Annotated in this window: 15 protein-coding genes; 8 read left to right on the top strand and 7 right to left on the bottom strand. The window is 76.6% G+C overall.

The window, feature by feature from the left end:
• The 4 genes from ACYVQV_RS11135 (at position 1) to ACYVQV_RS11120 (ending at position 3,006) form a co-directional block, all read left to right on the top strand.
• On the top strand, positions 1-423 hold the full coding sequence (locus ACYVQV_RS11135) for a pyridoxamine 5'-phosphate oxidase family protein (RefSeq protein ID WP_461023356.1): 423 nt from the start codon (positions 1-3) through the stop codon (positions 421-423).
• 24 nt (positions 424-447) lie between these two features.
• Positions 448-1,347: a universal stress protein gene (locus tag ACYVQV_RS11130; RefSeq protein WP_461023355.1), complete on the top strand. Its 900-nt coding sequence runs from the start codon at positions 448-450 to the stop codon at positions 1,345-1,347.
• A gap of 90 nt (positions 1,348-1,437) precedes the next feature.
• Entirely contained in the window at positions 1,438-2,049 is a 612-nt protein-coding gene (locus ACYVQV_RS11125; RefSeq protein WP_461023354.1) for a CBS domain-containing protein, read from the top strand.
• A gap of 111 nt (positions 2,050-2,160) precedes the next feature.
• Positions 2,161-3,006, top strand: a complete 846-nt coding sequence (locus tag ACYVQV_RS11120; RefSeq protein ID WP_461023353.1) for a universal stress protein — start codon at positions 2,161-2,163, stop codon at positions 3,004-3,006.
• 52 nt (positions 3,007-3,058) lie between these two features.
• Here the strand turns inward: ACYVQV_RS11120 and ACYVQV_RS11115 are convergent, their stop codons facing one another.
• The 3 genes from ACYVQV_RS11115 to ACYVQV_RS11105 are packed head-to-tail and all read right to left on the bottom strand — an operon-like array spanning position 3,059 to position 7,090.
• On the bottom strand, positions 3,059-3,562 hold the full coding sequence (locus ACYVQV_RS11115) for a flavodoxin domain-containing protein (RefSeq protein ID WP_461023352.1): 504 nt from the start codon (positions 3,560-3,562) through the stop codon (positions 3,059-3,061).
• A 49-nt stretch (positions 3,563-3,611) separates the two neighbouring features.
• A complete protein-coding gene (ppdK, locus tag ACYVQV_RS11110) occupies positions 3,612-6,389 on the bottom strand; it encodes a pyruvate, phosphate dikinase (RefSeq protein WP_461023351.1) in 2,778 nt (925 codons plus the stop codon).
• 32 nt (positions 6,390-6,421) lie between these two features.
• Entirely contained in the window at positions 6,422-7,090 is a 669-nt protein-coding gene (locus tag ACYVQV_RS11105; RefSeq protein ID WP_461023350.1) for a flavodoxin domain-containing protein, read from the bottom strand.
• A 173-nt stretch (positions 7,091-7,263) separates the two neighbouring features.
• Between ACYVQV_RS11105 and ACYVQV_RS11100 the strand changes: the two genes are divergently transcribed.
• The 3 genes from ACYVQV_RS11100 to ACYVQV_RS11090 all read left to right on the top strand — a co-directional run bounded on the left by ACYVQV_RS11100 (position 7,264) and on the right by ACYVQV_RS11090 (position 10,521).
• The gene (locus tag ACYVQV_RS11100; RefSeq protein ID WP_461023349.1) at positions 7,264-8,181 is read left to right on the top strand and encodes a peptidoglycan-binding protein; all 918 of its coding nucleotides are present in this window, start codon (positions 7,264-7,266) and stop codon (positions 8,179-8,181) included.
• Between the two features lie 268 nt (positions 8,182-8,449).
• Positions 8,450-9,646 (top strand): acyl-CoA dehydrogenase family protein, encoded by a 1,197-nt coding sequence (locus ACYVQV_RS11095; protein WP_461023348.1) that lies wholly within the window; start codon positions 8,450-8,452, stop codon positions 9,644-9,646.
• A gap of 38 nt (positions 9,647-9,684) precedes the next feature.
• Entirely contained in the window at positions 9,685-10,521 is an 837-nt protein-coding gene (locus tag ACYVQV_RS11090) for a YflT domain-containing protein (protein WP_461023347.1), read from the top strand.
• A 68-nt stretch (positions 10,522-10,589) separates the two neighbouring features.
• Here the strand turns inward: ACYVQV_RS11090 and ACYVQV_RS11085 are convergent, their stop codons facing one another.
• Positions 10,590-11,258, bottom strand: a complete 669-nt coding sequence (locus tag ACYVQV_RS11085; protein ID WP_461023346.1) for a dihydrofolate reductase family protein — start codon at positions 11,256-11,258, stop codon at positions 10,590-10,592.
• A gap of 65 nt (positions 11,259-11,323) precedes the next feature.
• Positions 11,324-12,379 carry a P1 family peptidase gene (locus tag ACYVQV_RS11080; RefSeq protein ID WP_461023345.1) on the bottom strand — a complete coding sequence of 352 codons (1,056 nt, stop codon included), beginning with the start codon at positions 12,377-12,379 and terminating at the stop codon, positions 11,324-11,326.
• A 14-nt stretch (positions 12,380-12,393) separates the two neighbouring features.
• On the opposite strand from ACYVQV_RS11080, the gene ACYVQV_RS11075 reads away from it, so the two are divergent.
• Complete coding sequence (locus ACYVQV_RS11075; RefSeq protein ID WP_461023344.1) at positions 12,394-13,380, top strand: serine/threonine dehydratase; 987 nt, start codon at positions 12,394-12,396, stop codon at positions 13,378-13,380.
• Positions 13,381-13,387: 7 nt separating this feature from the next.
• Here ACYVQV_RS11075 and ACYVQV_RS11070 read toward each other — a convergent pair whose 3' ends face one another.
• A complete protein-coding gene (locus ACYVQV_RS11070; protein ID WP_461023343.1) occupies positions 13,388-14,431 on the bottom strand; it encodes a hypothetical protein in 1,044 nt (347 codons plus the stop codon).
• Positions 14,432-14,508: 77 nt separating this feature from the next.
• On the bottom strand, positions 14,509-16,077 hold the full coding sequence (locus ACYVQV_RS11065) for an aminopeptidase P family protein (RefSeq protein WP_461023342.1): 1,569 nt from the start codon (positions 16,075-16,077) through the stop codon (positions 14,509-14,511).
• Positions 16,078-16,171: the final 94 nt, after the last annotated feature.

Below are 16,171 nucleotides of genomic sequence, written 5' to 3'. Positions count from 1 at the left end.
ATGGAGAACGTCCACCGCATCGAGGTGCTGTCCCGGGACGACTGCCTGGAGCTGCTCGGCAGCGTCGAGGTCGGCCGGGTCGTGTTCACGGACCGGGCGCTGCCGGCGATCCTGCCCGTGGCGTTCGTCGTCCGGGACGGCGACGTCGTGCTGCGCACCGCCGAGGGCTCGCGGCTGGCACGCGCAGCCCGTGACGCCGTGCTGGCCTTCGAGGCCGACCAGGTGGCGGCCGGTGGCCGCGGCGGCTGGAGCGTCGTCGTCACCGGCGAGGCGCGACTGGAGTCCGACGACCTCGAGCGAGCCCGGCTCGACGCCCTGCTCACGCCGTGGGTGCCCGGCATCAAGGACGTGTTCATCCGCATCCCGCTGACCGTCGTCACCGGACGCCGGGTGGTGGGCCGCCCCGTCGCCAGCGCCGTGTAGGACCCCACCACCAGGGAGGACCCGATGCGTGACATGACCGGCTCCGTCGTCGTCGGCTACGACGCCTCCGAGCACGCGGACGCCGCGCTCGACTGGGCGGCCAGGGAGGCCGCGGAGCGCGGCGCACCGCTGAAGGTGCTGTACGCCGCCAACTACTCCGGGGTACTCGTCGGCCCCGCGGGGGCCGGCGCGTGGCTGCCCAGCGAGGCGCAGCTCGTCGCCCACGAGATCGCGGAGGAGGGCGCGGCCCGCGCGCTGAAGACCGCGCCGGACCTCGACGTCGAGGCGCTCACCGCCATGTCCGGGGCGGTGGCGGCCCTGACCGACGCGTCCCGCTCGGCGGCCCTCGTCGTCGTCGGGACCCGCGGGCACGGCGAGCGGATCGGCTCGCTGCTCGGTTCCGTCGCCTTCGGGACCGCCGCGCACGCCGGCTGCCCCGTCGTCGTCGTCCGCGGCCGCAGTACGCAGCGAGTCGGACCCGACCACCCCGTCGTCGCCGGCGTCGACGGGTCCACCGGAGCGGACGCGGCCGTGGACCGCGCCGCCGACCTCGCCGCGTCGAACGACGCGGAGCTGGTGCTGGTCACCGCGTGGCACACCCGCGCCAGCGAGTCGTGGGCGTCGGCGTACTGGGCCGAGTCGTACCCGGGGCAGCGTCCGGACGACGTCGCGCGCACGGCGGCGGAGGAGCTGCTCGCCCAGGTGCGCGACCGGGTCCGGGAGCGGTACCCGGACGTACGGGTGACCACGCGCGCCGTCGAGGGTGCCGCCGCACCCGCGATCGCCGACGCGTCGGCCGAGGCGGCGCTGGTGGTCGTGGGCGCGCGCGGCCGCGGCGACTTCGCCAGCCTGCTGCTGGGGTCGGTCAGCCGCGGTGTGATCCACGCCGCCGAGTGCCCCGTCGAGGTCGTGCGGTACACCTGATCCCGCGGTCCGCGCGGCGGGCCGGTCAGCGAGTCCGGCCCGCCGAGGCGGGCGCCCCGGCCAGGCGGCCACGACCCGAGGAGGACGCACGTGCTGGTGCGCGAGGCGATGACGGCCCCCGCCGTGACGGTGCGGGCGCGGGACACCGTGCGGGACGCCGCGGTGCTGCTGCTGGAGCACCGGATCGCGTCCGCGCCCGTGCTCGACGACGACGGCCACCTGGTCGGCGTCGTCAGCGAGGCGGACCTGCTGCGCGGGCGCACCCAGCGTGACCCCCGGTCCTCCATCCGCGACACGGGACCGGACACCGAGCCTGCGCCGGCCGTCCACGTGGAGACGGTCATGGCGACCCCGCCGCTGCTGGTGCGTGGGGACGACGACGTCGACCGCGCCGCCCGGCTGCTGCTCGACCACGGGGTCAAGATGCTCCCGGTCTGCGAGGGGAAGGACGTCGTCGGGGTCGTCGCCCGGCGCGACCTGCTCCGCTCGCTGGCCCGTCCCGACGCCGACGTCGAGCGCGACGTCCGCGACCTGCTCGCCGAGCTCGGCCAGGCCGACGGCTGGGACCTCGACGTCGTCGACGGGGTCGTGACCCTGTACGGCGCCCCGGACGGCGCCCGGCAGCGGATCGCCGGCGTGCTGGCGCGCACGGTGCCGGGCGTGGTCCGGGTGAGGCGCCGCAGCGCCCGTCCCGCCGGCTGAGCGGAGGTCGCAGGTCCTGTCGCACCGGGTCGTCGGGACCTTCCGCGTCGAGCACGGAACCGACAGGGTAGGGCCGACGGGACACCCGGTCCCGCTGACGGGAGGAACGAGATGAGCACCGACACGACGCCGTCCCTGCGCTCCGTGGTCGTCGGCTTCGACGGGTCGGCCTCGGCCCGGCTCGCCCTGACGTGGGCGGTCGGGCAGTGCGGGCTGCGTGACGTGCCGCTGACGGTGGTCGCGGCCGTCGACGACGTCCCCCGGTACCCCGACGCCCTGTCGTCCCGCACCAGCGCCGCGCAGCAGGTCGTCGAGGAGGCGGTCGCCGAGGCCGAGAAGGAGCTCGGGGAGGGCCGGGTGCGGTCGGTCGTGCAGGCCGGCGAGCCCGCGGTGGTCCTGCTCACCGAGACGGGGCCGGAGGACCTGCTCGTCATCGGCAGCCACGGCCACGGCCTGCTGGGCCGGCTGCTGCTCGGCTCCACGGCCGGTGTCGTCGTGCCACACGCCCGCGGGCCGGTGGCTGTCGTCCGCGGGCAGGAGCGGCCCGAGGGTCCCGTCGTCGTCGGGGTCGACGGCTCCGGGACCGCGCAGCGCGCCGTCGCCTTCGCCGCGGACCTGGCCGCCCGGTTCGGCGCGCCGCTGCTCGCCGAGATGGCGGTGCCGCCCGTGACCGACGCGCTGGGCCGGGTCAGCGGCCCGGACGAGCCGGCGCTGCAGCAGGCGCGCGCAGACCTGGCCGAGTGCGTGGCGGGACTGGCCGAGTCCCACCCCGACGTCGTCGTCGAGACGGACGTCACCCAGTCCCACCCGCTCGAGGCCCTCACCTCGCGGTCCGGGCGCGCCCGCGCCGTCGTGGTCGGCTCCCGCGGCCGAGGGGCGTTCGAGGCGGCCCTGCTGGGCTCGGTCGGACGCGGCCTGGTGCAGCACGCCGACTGCCCGGTGCTCGTCGTGCGCTGACGCCCCTGCGTGCTGACGCCCCGCTGACGCCCTCGTTGACGTCACGCTGACGTCAGCGGGGGTCCTGACCTTCGCGCAGCTCGGCGGCCACCTCCGACGCCCACGCCCGAACCGCCGACCAGTCGCGGAAGTCGCCCTCGGGGGCCTTCACGGCCCGGACGGCGGCCCGCTCGGCCAGGTTGAGCCCGTGCCTGTCGAGGCGCCCGGCAAACACGGCGTGCCCCCGCGCCCTGGTCCGCGCGACGACGCCGCCGACGTCGAGGTCGTCGGGGTCCGGCGCCGGCGGGTCGCCGAGCGGGCCGCTGGAGAACAGCCAGACCGGTCGGCCGTCGAGAAGGTCCGTCAGGCGGTCGACCGCCCGGCGCGCGTCCTTGACCCACCGCCCCGCGTAGACGCCGCTGCCGAGGACGACGGCGTCCACGCCCGTCAGGTCGCCGACGTCCGCGGGCGGGCGCAGGTCGACGTCCAGCCCCTCGGAGCGCAGGACGTCGGCCACCTGCGCGGCGATCTCCTCCGTGGCGCCGTGCCGGCCCGCGGCGCTGACCAGGACCCTCATCGTGACCTCCGACCGGACGGTTGGCTGGGACGGCTCAGTGGGTTGGGGCTCAGCGGGTGTCCGACCCGCCGGTGCCGAGGACCGCGGCGCGCCCCGCGGCGAGCCGCGCCACGGGCACCCGCCACGGCGAGCAGGACACGTAGTCGAGGCCGACCGCGGCGAAGAACTCGACCGACGCGGGGTCGCCGCCGTGCTCGCCGCACACGCCCAGCTGCAGCTCCGGGCGCGCGGCTCTTCCCTCGCGGGCGGCGACCTCGACGAGCCGGCCGACCCCGGTCGCGTCGAGGTGGGCGAACGGGTCGGCGGCCAGCAGCCCGGCGTCGCGGTAGGCGGGCAGCACGCTGGCCTCCGCGTCGTCCCGCGACAGGCCCCAGGTGGTCTGGGTGAGGTCGTTGGTGCCGAAGGAGAAGAAGTCGCTCACGGCGGCGATCCGGTCGGCGGTCAGCGCCGCGCGGGGCAGCTCGATCATGGAGCCGACCGGCACCGGCGGCAGGGCGGTCCCGCGCTCGTCGGCCCGCCGGTGCAGCACCTGCTCGACCCGGGCCCGGGTGGTGCGCATCTCCGCGGCGTCGGCGACCAGCGGCACCATCACCTCCAGCCGGGGGGAGCGGCCCTCCTCGACCAGGTCCAGGACGGCGTCCGCGAGCGCCCGCACCTGCGCCTCGAGCACCTCGGGGACCACGACGGCCAGCCGCACCCCGCGCAGGCCGAGCATCGGGTTGTGCTCCTGCCAGCGCCGCACCGCCGCGAGCCGGCGGTCCAGCTCGGCGGTCGGCTCGCCCCGCTCGTGCGCCAGCGCGCACCGCACGGACAGCTCCTCGGGATCGGGCAGGAACTCGTGCAGCGGCGGGTCGAGCAGCCGGACGACGACCGGCAGCCCGTCCATGGTGCGCAGCACCTCGACCAGGTCGGCCCGGTGGTGCCGGCTGATGCCGTCGAGGGCCGCCGCGCGGTCGTCGTCCAGGACGACGGCCTCGACGAGCGCGCGCCGCTCTCCGAGCAGCATGTGCTCGGTGCGGCACAGGCCGATGCCGCGGGCACCCAGCCGCAGGGCCGTGCCGGCGTCGGCGGGGGTGTCGGCGTTGGCCCGCACCTGCACCCGCGCCACCGCGTCGGCGTGGGCGAGCAGCCGCAGGACGGACGCGACCACCGGGTCGGCGGCCGGTGTGCCGGTGAGGGCGGCCGCGACCGGGCTGGGCCGGACCGGGACGGCGCCGACGAGCACCTCGCCGCTGCCCCCGTCCACGGAGACGACGTCGCCCTCCCGGACGACGGTGCCGTCCGGTCCGGTGACCGTCCCGGCGTCCGCGTCGATGACCAGGCCGCTCGCCCCGGCCACGCAGGTGCGCCCCATCCCGCGCGCGACGACGGCCGCGTGGGAGGTGACGCCGCCGCGGGCGGTGACCACGGCGACGGAGGCCACCATCCCGGCCAGGTCGTCCGGGCTGGTCTCCGGGCGCACGAGGACGACGTCCGCACCCCCGGCCGCCCGCTCGACGGCGCGCGCGGGGTCGAGCACGACCTCGCCGACCGCGGCACCGGGGCTCGCGGCCAGCCCGCGGGCGAGGACCACGTGGTCCGACCCGCCGGCGAAGTGCGGGTGCAGCAGCGACTCGAGCTGCTCGCCGGACACCCGGCGCAGCGCCTCGTCGAGGTCGACGACGCCCTCGTCGACGAGCTGGCAGGCGATCCGGAACGCGGCGGCGGGTGTGCGCTTGCCCACCCGCGTCTGCAGCACCCACAGCCGACCGTCCTCGACGGTGAACTCGACGTCGCACAGGTCCCGGTAGTGCGACTCGAGGGTCGCGAGGTGCCTCATCAGCTGGTCGTAGGAGGCCGGGTCGAGCTCGGCGAGGCGCGCGAGCGGGACGGTGTCGCGGATGCCGGCGACGACGTCCTCGCCCTGGGCGTCCGGCAGGTAGTCGCCGTACACGCCCGGGGCGCCGGTCGCGGGGTCGCGGGTGAAGCAGACGCCGCTGCCCGAGCGCTCGCCGGTGTTGCCGAACACCATCGTCTGGACGTTCACCGCGGTGCCCAGGGACTCGCTGATGCCCTCCCGGCTGCGGTAGACGCGCGCCCGCGGCGAGTTCCACGACGAGAAGACCGCCCGGACGGCGAGCGCGAGCTGCTCGCGAGGGTCCTGGGGCAGGTCGCGCCCGGTCGCCTCGCGCAGCAGGCCACGGAACCGGCCGGTCACCTCGCGCAGCGCCTCGGCGCCGAGGCCGTGGTCGTCGGGGACGCCGGCCCGCTCCCGGGCGGCGGAGAGCTCGGCCTCGAAGAGCGCGCCGTCGGCGCCGAGGACGGTGCGGCCGAACATCTGCACGAGCCGGCGGTAGCAGTCCCACGCGAAGCGCTCCCCGGACCGGCGGGCCAGGCCGTCGACGGTCGCGTCGGTCAGGCCGACGTCCAGGACGGTGTCCATCATCCCGGGCATGGAGAACCGCGCACCGGAGCGCACCGACAGCAGCAGCGGGTCGGCGGTGTCGCCGAACCCGCGACCGGTCCGCTCCTCGAGGTCCGCCAGCGCCGTCGCGAGCTGGTCGGTGAGCCCGGCCGGCTCGGTGCCGGTGGCCAGGTAGTGGCGGCAGGCCTGCGTCGTGACGGTGAAGCCGGGCGGCACGGGCAGTCCCAGGCGGGTCATCTCGGCCAGGCCGGCGCCCTTGCCGCCCAGCAGGTCGGCCATCGAGCGGTCCCCGGCGTCGAACGGCTGCACCCAGCGGGCCCTCGCGGTCCCGTCGGCCGGTGGGGCCGGCGTGGTGGGTCCGGTCGGTGCCTCGGGTGCCGCTGCCGCGGTGGTCGTGGCCGGTGTCAACGTCGTCTCGCCCATGGTCTCGTCCTCCCTGCACCGCCGGGTGGCGGTCAGCTCCGTGCCTCGTCCGCGACCGGCGGGTCGCCGGCGGTGGGTGCCGTGCCGGTGGTGCCGCCCGCGCCGCGCAGGTGGGTGCCGATCCCGTCGGCCCACGCCTCGATCCGCACCCAGTCGCGGAAGTCGCCGAAGCGGCCGCCGAGCAGGCGGAACAGGGCCTTCTCCGGTCCGGTGGAGGAGTCCCGGTCGACGGCACCGGCGAACGCGTGGTGGTCCACGGGGTGCAGGGACAGCTGCAGCCCGGGGACCTCGCGGGGCGTGGCGGCGCGGATCATCCGCGCGAAGGGGCCGCGCTGGGCGTCGGCGGCGGGCTGCAGGCCGACGGTGAACAGCCACAGCGGGACGGCGGCCAGCGCGTGCAGGTGGCGGTGGGCGAACTGCACCGCCTGCGGCAGCCAGGCCGCCCCCTGGGTGGCGCTGCCGAGGACGACCGCGTCGTACCCGCTCACGCCGGGCTGCGTGTCGACGTCCCGGACGTCGGCCTCCAGGCCCGCGGCGCGCAGGCGGCCGCCGACGCGCTCGGCCACCTCGCGGGTCGCCCCGTGGTGGGAGGCGTAGGCGACGAGCACCCGGGCGCCGGGGCCGGCCGGCCCGTCGCCGTTCCCCGCCTGTGTCGCGGGCCGCGTCGTGGTCGGAGTCGTGGTCCGTGTCGTGCTGTCCACGCCCCCACGGTCCGCCGGTCGGCCCGACCGGCACAGGGCCGGAGGTCCCTGCCGCGCCGCGGCCGTCCGCGGGACCGTCGTGACGGGATCGTGACCCGGCTCACGGGCGCTGTGGCGCAACGCGGTGCACCTGCGGGGCGTCCTGTGGGTGACGACCCCGAGAGAGGACCAGCATGACCCGCACCCGACACCGCACCGCGGCCGCCCTCGCGGTGGCCGGGCTCCTGCTCGCCGGGTGCGGCGACGCCGTGCCGGGCGCCGCCCCGGCCGTGACCCCGACGGTGGTCTCGCCGTCGACCGGCACGGGGCAACCCGCAACCCAGCCGAAGGGGGAGCCGACGGAGGAGCCGACGGGGGAGCCGACGAGCGAGCCGACGGGTGAGCCGACGGACCAGCCGTCCGTGGAGCCGTCCGAGGAGCCGACCCCGCAGCCACCGCGCACCAGCGCCCCCGCGCCCGGTGGCGGGTCGGCCGGCGAGGACGCGCCGGCGGACGGGACGTTGCGCCCCGGGGACTCCGGCCCGCAGGTGCTCGCCCTGCAGGAGCGGCTCGCCGACCTCGGGTACTGGCTCGGGACGCCCGACGGACGGTTCGGGCACCTGACGACGCAGGCCGTGTACGCGCTGCAGGGCGCCGCCGGGTTGGCCCGCGACGGCCACGTCGGGCCCCGCACCCGCGCCGCGCTGGACGAGGGTGCCCGCCCCCAGGCACGCAGCAGCAGCGGCCGGGTCACGGAGATCGACCGGGAGCGCGGTCTGGTCCTGCTGGTCGAGGACGGCCGGGTGGAGGTCGCCCTGCACACGTCCACGGGGACCTTCAGGGAGTACACGGCCGGCGGGCGGACCCTGCTGGCCGACACCCCGGAGGGCCGCTACTCGGTGACGTGGAGCCACGACGGCTGGCGGCAGGCCGACCTGGGACGGCTGTACCGGCCGCGGTACTTCCACCCCGACGGCATCGCCGTGCACGGCTTCGGCAGCGTCCCGGCCTACCCGGCGTCCCACGGGTGCGCCCGGGTCAGCCTGCCCGCGATGGACATGATCTGGGCCCGCGACCTGATGCCCCGCGGCAGCGCCGTCTGGGTCTACTGACCCACCCCCGCCCCCGCCTCCGCCCCGCCCCCGCGCCCCGCGAGGCGGACGAACACGCCGTCGTCGTGTCGCCGCGGACGGCGTGTTCGTCCGACTCGCGGGGCGGGGGTGGAGCGGCGGGTGGTGGGACGGGAGGGGCCGGCGAGCGGCAGGCGGTGGGACGGCGTCCGCGTGTCGGGCCTCACAGGCGCTCGCCCTGCCCCGCCCCCGGTCCGGTCGCCATACTCACCGCAGGACCTGACCCCGTTCGACCGAGGGAGACCGACGCATGGGCCGGCTGCAGCACACCGAGGGGCTGACCGAGGACCAGCGGGAGCTGTTGAAGCTCGTGCGGGAGTTCGTCGACGAGCAGATCATCCCCGTCGCCACCGGCCTCGAGCACGCCGACGAGTACCCGGACAAGATCGTCGAGGGCATGAAGGAGATGGGGATCTTCGGCCTGATGATCCCCGAGGAGTACGGCGGCCTCGGCGAGTCCCTGCTGACCTACGCGCTCGCGGTCGAGGAGATCGCCCGCGGCTGGATGAGCGTCTCGGGGATCATCAACACCCACTTCATCCTCGCCTACATGCTGATCCACCACGGCACCGAGGAGCAGAAGCAGCGCTACCTGCCGCGGATGGCCACCGGCGAGCTGCGCGGCGCCTTCTCGATGTCCGAGCCCGGCTGCGGCTCCGACGTCTCCGCGATCCGCACCAAGGCGGTCCAGGGCGAGGACGGCGGCTGGACGATCGACGGCCAGAAGATGTGGCTGACGAACGGCGGCTCCGCGAACCTCGTCGCGGTGCTCGTGAAGACCGACACCGGCGCGGACTCGGTGTACCGCAACATGTCCACGTTCCTCATCGAGAAGGAGCCGGGCTTCGGTGAGACCGCCCAGGGCGTCACCGTCCCCGGCAAGATCGAGAAGATGGGCTACAAGGGCGTCGACACCACCGAGCTGGTGCTCGAGGGGCACCGGACGACGTCCGACCAGGTCCTCGGTGGCGAGCCGGGCCGCGGCTTCTACCAGATGATGGACGGCGTCGAGGTGGGCCGCGTCAACGTCGCCGCCCGGGGCTGCGGTGTCGCGATGCGGGCGTTCGAGCTCGGGATCGACTACGCGCAGCAGCGCGAGACGTTCGGCAAGAAGATCGCCGAGCACCAGGCCGTGCAGTTCCGGCTGGCCGAGATGGCGACCAAGGTCGAGGCGGCGCACCAGATGATGGTGATGGCCGCGCGCAAGAAGGACGCCGGCGAGCGCAACGACCTCGAGGCCGGGATGGCGAAGTACCTGGCGAGCGAGTACTGCGCCCAGGTCGTCGAGGACGCGTTCCGCATCCACGGCGGGTACGGGTACTCCAAGGAGTACGAGATCGAGCGGCTGTACCGCGAGGCGCCCATGCTGCTCATCGGGGAGGGCACCGCGGACATCCAGCGCATGATCATCGGTCGCCGGCTGCTCGAGGAGTACCGGGCCCGCTGACCTCGCGCGCCCTCGGGGTGCTGGGGGAGACTGCGCCCATGGCCAACCTCGGTGGCGCCGGCCGCGCCCAGACCGTCCCCACACCGCCCACGGGACGACGCATCGCCGTGTACCGCACGTACCTGGCGGCGCAGCGTGCCGTGGACTACCTGTCCGACCGGCAGTTCCCGGTGCAGCACGTGACGATCGTCGGCACCGACCTGCAGATGGTCGAGCGGGTGACGGGCCGCCTGACGTACGGCCGGGTCGCGATGGCCGGGGCGGCGTCCGGGGCGTGGTTCGGGTTGTTCGTGGGCCTGCTGCTGTCCCTGTTCGCGCAGGGCACGTCCCTGGCCGGGACGGTGCTGCCCGCCGTGGTCATCGGCGTCGGCTTCGGCATCCTGTTCGGCGTCCTGTCCTACGCGTTCACCGGCGGCCGGCGCGACTTCACCTCCACCAGCCAGGTCGTCGCCTCCCAGTACGCGGTGCTGTGCGCGCCGGAGCAGTCCGGGCTCGCCGAGCGGCTGCTGTCCGAGCTGCCCGAGGACGCCGCGGACCGGGTCGACCCTGCGGACGCGTCCTGGCCGGCGGACGGCGAGACGCCGCGGGGCCGCCACGCGCAGAGCCCGTCACCGTCCTGGCAGCCGCCGCAGGGGACCCCGGCCGCTGGCGGCGCCCCGCCCGCCACCCGACCCGGACCGCCCCCTGGGACGCCGTCCTCCGGACCGGCGGCGCCGCCCGGCTCGGACGCCCCCGCCGACGCCGCTCCGCAGGTGCCGACCGGCCCGACGTACGGGGAGATGAAGGAGCGGGAGCGCCGCGCGCGGCTGGCGCGGGAGCGCGGCGAGGACCCCGCCGCGTCGCCCGGCGGGGACCGGGAGCCCGGCCAGGGCTGAGCGCCAGCCGCGGGGTCCGTTGTTCGGCCGGCTCCGTCCGCTGGACGCGGAGACGACCTTCCCGTCGGTCAGCGTCGCCAGAACAGGTGGTGGGTGACGCCGCTCGGGCTCGGGACCACCTCGTGGTGGAATCGGTCGTCCAGCTCGTGCGGGGACTCCCACAGACGCACCCCGGCGCCGAGTTCGACGTCAGCGACGGCCACGTGCACCGTGTCGACGAGGTCGGCGTCCAGGAACTCCAAGACCGTGGTCGCCCCGCCGCCCAGGCGGACGTGCGGGCCCCGGCCGGACTGCCGGAGCGACTCCCGCGCCAGCTGCCTGGCCCGCTCCAGCGCCGCAGCCGGGTCGGCGTCCAGGAAGTGGAACGTAGTGTCGGACAGGGTGAACGACGGCCGCTCGTGGTGGGTCAGGACGAGCACGGGCGTGCGGAACGGCGGGTCCTCACCCCACCAGCCCCGCCACTCGTGGTCGGCCCACGGACCGCGCTGCGGGCCGAACTTGTTGCGGCCCATGATCTCCGCGCCGATGCCGTGCGCGAAGTCGCGGGTGAAGTAGTCGTCCAGGCCGCGGCTGCCCCCGGGGTCGGTGCGGTTGGGCCAGCTCGCGGTCGCCCCGGCCCAGGACATCAGCGCGGCGGGGTCCGCGTGGCCGAACGGACGCTCGAGGCTCTGCCCCTCCCCGGCGCCGTAACCGTCACGGGAGACGACGAAGTTCTGGACGCGCAGCAGCTGCTCCACGGGTGCTCCTCCGAGGACGTCGGGTGTCGCGCGTTCCGACCGGACGAGCCGGCGGAAGTCATCGGTCAGCCGCCCAGCCGCCGCAGCACCGACGGGCACAGCTCGCTGTAGCCGGGCAGCGTCACCGCGTCGGTGCGCACGCCCGTGGCGGTGAGCACCGCGTCCAGGACCGCCAACGTCACCGCGTCGGCCGCGGCGGCCTGGACGGCGGCGACGGCCACCAGGTCGCCGGAGACCTCCTGCTCACCGGTCGCGACCGCGAACACGGTGTCGCCGTCGAGCAGGGTGTGCACCGGCCGCAGCGCCCGCGCGAGCCCGTCGTGACCCGACCCCGCGGCCCGGCGGGCCTGCGCCCGGTCGAGGTCGGCCGTCGTCGCCACCACCGCCAGGGTGGTGTTGAAGCCGGCGGCCGGTGGGCGCGCCGGCGCGGGCGGGGGAGGCTCGGTCGGGGTGGCGGGCCGCAGCGCGGGGTCGTCCACCCAGGGTGCGGCGTGCAGCGTGCCGTCGGCGGTGTGCGGGGACCCGACCGCGTTGACCACCACGAGCGCACCGACGACCACGCCGGAGGAGAGCCGCACGCTGGCCGTGCCGACACCGCCCTTCAGGGCGCCGTAGTGGCACTGGGCCCCCGTCCCGGCCCCGACGGTCCCCGTGCGGACCGGTCCGCCGCCGGCGGCGGCCGCGGCGGCGTGGCCGAGGTCGACGTCGGGGCGCGCGGCGAGGTCGCCACCGCGCCCGAGGTCGAACACGGCGGCGGCCGGGACCACCGGTACGACCAGCCCGGGCCCGACCTCGTACCCGTGCCCCTGCTCCTCGCACCAGCGCTGGACCCCGTGCGCGGCCACCAGCCCGTAGGCGCTGCCCCCGGTGAGGGTGATCGCGTGGGCCGTGGTGACCAGGGTCCCGGGCGCCAGCGCGTCCGTCTCGTGGGTCCCCGGGCCACCGCCGCGCACGTCGACGGCCGCGACCGACCCCCGCGGCGGGAGCACCGCGGTCACCCCGGTCAGCCACCCGTCGCCCACCCGTTCGACGCTGCCGACCCGCACCCCCGGGACGTCCGTCAGCGCCCCGTAGCGGTTCGGGGCGGGAGGGGGCGGGTGGGGTCCGTTCCAGGCTGCCACGGCAGGATCGTGGCATGGACGAGCTCGCGCGGACCACGGACGAGCGACGGGTGACGCGGCCGGACGTCGTCGTCGCCCGCCGGTTGCTGGGGGAGCGGGTGCGCCGGACCCCGCTGGTCGACGTCGAGGCCGGTGCGCTGGGACCGGCGTCGGTCACCTGCAAGCTCGAGCTGCTGCAGCACACGGGGTCGTTCAAGGCCCGCGGAGCGCTGACCGCCCTGACCACCGCCACCCTCCCGACCGCGGGCGTCGTGGCGGCGAGCGGCGGCAACCACGGCCTGGCGGTGGCGTGGGCGGCGCAGCAGGTCGGGGCGACCGCGACGGTCTTCGTGCCGGCGTCCGCGCCGGAGGCCAAGGTGCGGGGGCTGCGCGCCCTCGGGGCCGACGTCCGGGTCGGGGGCTCGCGCTACGCCGACGCCCTGGACGCCGCCCGGGCGCACGAGCGGGCCAGCGGGGCGCTCGCCGTGCACGCGTACGACGAGCCCGCGGTCGTCGCCGGCCAGGGCACCCTCGCGCTCGAGCTGCTCGACGACCTCGCGGACCGCCGGTGGCCGGGCGCGGTCACCGAGGTGGACACGGTGCTCGGCGCCGTCGGGGGCGGCGGTCTCGCCGCGGGTGTCGCGGCGGCGCTGGACGGCCGGGCGCGGGTCGTGGGCGTGGAGCCGGTCGGCTGCCCCACGTGGCACCGGGCCCTGGCCGAAGGGCACCCCGTCGACGTCGAGGTGGGTGGGCTCGCGGCCGACGCGCTGGGCGCGACCCGCCTCGGCGACACGGCCTGGCACACGCTGACCCACGCAGCGGCGACGTCGGTGCTGGTCGACGCCGACGCGGTCGGGCAGGCCCGGCGCCTGCTGTGGCAGCGGTTGCGCGTGGCCGCCGAACCCGGCGGAGCGGTGGCCGTCGCCGCGCTCGTCTCCGGGGCCTACCGGCCCCGCCGTGGGGAGCGGGTCGCGGTCGTGGTGTGCGGGGGCAACGCCGACCCGGCCGACCTGACCGCCTGACCTCGGCTCAGAAGGTCGTGTACTCGGCGCGTGCGACGGTGAACCCGATCCCGGCGACCGTCTCCTCGCACCGCATCCCGTCGCGGGAGGAGTCGCAGCGGTAGGTGCCGCGCTCGAGGGACTCCCCGTACTCCAGGGTCTCGCCCTGACCGAGCAGGCTGTCCGTGGCGCACACCAGCCCCGCGCCGTCCGGACCGACCCGCACACCGGCGGCCCACTCGCCCTCGCACCCCGGTGGCGGTGGCGGCGGTTCCCAGGACCGGGAGCCGATGTCGCACCGCGCGCCGTCCGAGGACAGCGTGCAGCCGATGTTGCCCGACGGGGACTGGAAGACGACCGTGTCGGTGGCCACCGTCGGCTCCGCCGCCGTCACGGGCGTGGCGGCCTCGCCGCCCCGGGGCGACCTGCCCGTCCCGCCGAGCGCCTGGAAGGCCAGGACGACGGCCAGCAGGCACAGCAGGACCCCGCCTCCGACCAGGAGCACGCTGTTGCGGCGCTGGCCGGGAGCTCGTACCGGCGGCTCCGGCTCGTCGTCCAGGTAGCCCGTGAGGGCGTCGCGGTCCTCGTCGACGGGCAGCTGCGGAGGCAGCGACCGCCCCGCGCGCACCGACGCCCGGGTCCGGTGCGCCGGTGCCGGTGCCGGTGCCGGTGCCCGACCCGTCGCCGGAGGCGGCGGGGCCGCCGGGTGGGGGCCGGCGGGTGCCTCGTGGCCGTCCGGGCCGTCAGGTCCGTCGGGCAGGTCGAGGAACGGCAGCTGCTGCGTCTCGTTCACGGACTCGTCCCCGCCCCGCGGCGCGTACGCGTGGGCAGAGGCCCGGCGCTCGAGGTCGTCCCCGAGGGCGGGGTCGACGACCGCCCCGCTGCCGGTGGCCGGCCCCGCGCCGCGCGCGTCCCGCCGCCGCCGTGGCCGGGCCGGCCCGCCGTCCACCGCGTCGGTCCGTGCGCCGGCCCGTGCGTCGACGTCCGGGTCCGGGCCCGATCGGGGGCGGGCGCCGGTCCCGGGGTCGGCGCCCGTGACGCGCGGGAGGTACTCGGTCTGGTCGTCGCTCATCGTCGTCCGTGGGTCGTCGGTCCGGTCCGCCCCCACCGCCGGCCGGCCGCGGTGCGCGGCGGACGACGGCACCGCGGTCAGCTGCGCAGCGTGCCCATCCACTCCTCGACGTCGTCGGGCGTGCGGGGCAGCATCGCCGACAGGTTCTCGCAGCCGTCCTCGGTGACCAGGACGTCGTCCTCGATCCGCACGCCGACGCCCCGCAGCTCCTCGGGCACCGACAGGTCGTCGGACTTGAAGTACAGCCCCGGCTCGATGGTGAACACCATGCCGGGACGCAGCTCGGCGTCCAGGTACATCTCGCGCCGGGCCTGCGCGCAGTCGTGGACGTCGATCCCGAGGTGGTGGCTGGTGCCGTGCACCATCCACCGGCGGTGGTAGCCGCCGGAGTCGGGGTCGAGGGACTCGGCGGCGGTGACGGGTAGCAGACCCCACTCCTCGAGCCGGGCCGCGATCACCTCCATCGCCGCGGCGTGCAGGTCGCGGAAGCGCGTGCCCGGCCGGGCGACGGCGAAGGCGGCGTCGGCGGCGTCGAGGACCGCCTGGTAGACACGGCGCTGCACCTCGGTGAACGTCCCGTTGACCGGCAGCGTGCGGGTGACGTCGGCCGTGTACAGCGAGTCGACCTCCACCCCGGCGTCGACGAGCACGAGGTCGCCCTCGCGGACCGCGCCGTCGTTGCGGATCCAGTGCAGGGTGCAGGCGTGCTCGCCGGACGCCGCGATCGTGTCGTAGCCGACCCCGTTGCCCTCCCGGCGGGCGTGGGACTCGAACGCGGTCTCCACGACCCGCTCCCCGCGGCGGTGCGCCACCGCGTCGGGCAGGGCGCGGACGACGTCCGCGAAGCCCTTCGCCGTGGCCTCGACCGCGAGCCGCATCTGGGCGACCTCCCACGGGTCCTTGACCAGCCGCAGCTCGGACAGGAACTCGGCGAGCGCCGCGTCGAGGTCGCGGTACTCCTCCTCGCTCAGCCCGCTGTCCACGCGGGCGGCGTCGACCTCGGCCTCCACCGCCGCGTCCGCGCCGGGGACGACGCGCACCCGGACGCCGTCCGTGCCGACGTCCTTGCGCAGGGCGTCGCCGAGCTCGTCGCTGTGCCGGCAGGTCACGCCGAGCTCGGCCTCGACCTCCTGCAGGCTGGGCCGCGCGCCGACCCACAGCTCCCCGTACCGGGCGTCGGCGTAGAACTCCACGCTGTCGCGCTCCGCGCGGGGCCGGAAGTAGAGGACCGCGTCGTGCCCTCCCCCCGGCGCCGGCTCCAGGACGAGCACGGCGTCCGGCTCGCGGTCGGTGCCCAGGCCGGTGAGGTGGGCGAACGCCGAGTGCGGGCGGAACCGGTAGTCGGTGTCGTTGCTGCGCGTCCTCAGCGGGCCGGCGGGCACCACCAGCCGTTCGCCGGGGAACGCCGCGGAGACCCTCTGCCGTCGGGCCGCGGCGTGGTCGGCGACCTCCGCGCGCGCCGGCAGCGCGTCGGGACGCGGCGCCCAGCCCTGGCCGATGAACTGCTTGAACGTCTCCGACGTGGGTCGTTGGCTGCGGTTCGACCCCCGCTCGGTCAGCGGCTGCTGGGCGCCCTGGTCGGGCACGGTCTCCGGGGTGTCGGGCGTGCTCGGGGTCGCCGGGGACGTGGCGGGGGTCTCGCTCATGCGGGCCAGTGTGGCACCCGCGGCCCGCCGCGCCGAGGCGGGCGTGTGGGCAAGGGCACGCCCCGGGCGCCTGTGCCGGGCCCGTGCGCTCGGG

This window comes from Thalassiella azotivora, from assembly GCF_054781695.1.
The sequence above is the reverse complement of the archived record's forward strand: the minus strand, read 5'-3'. Positions and strand labels throughout refer to the sequence as shown.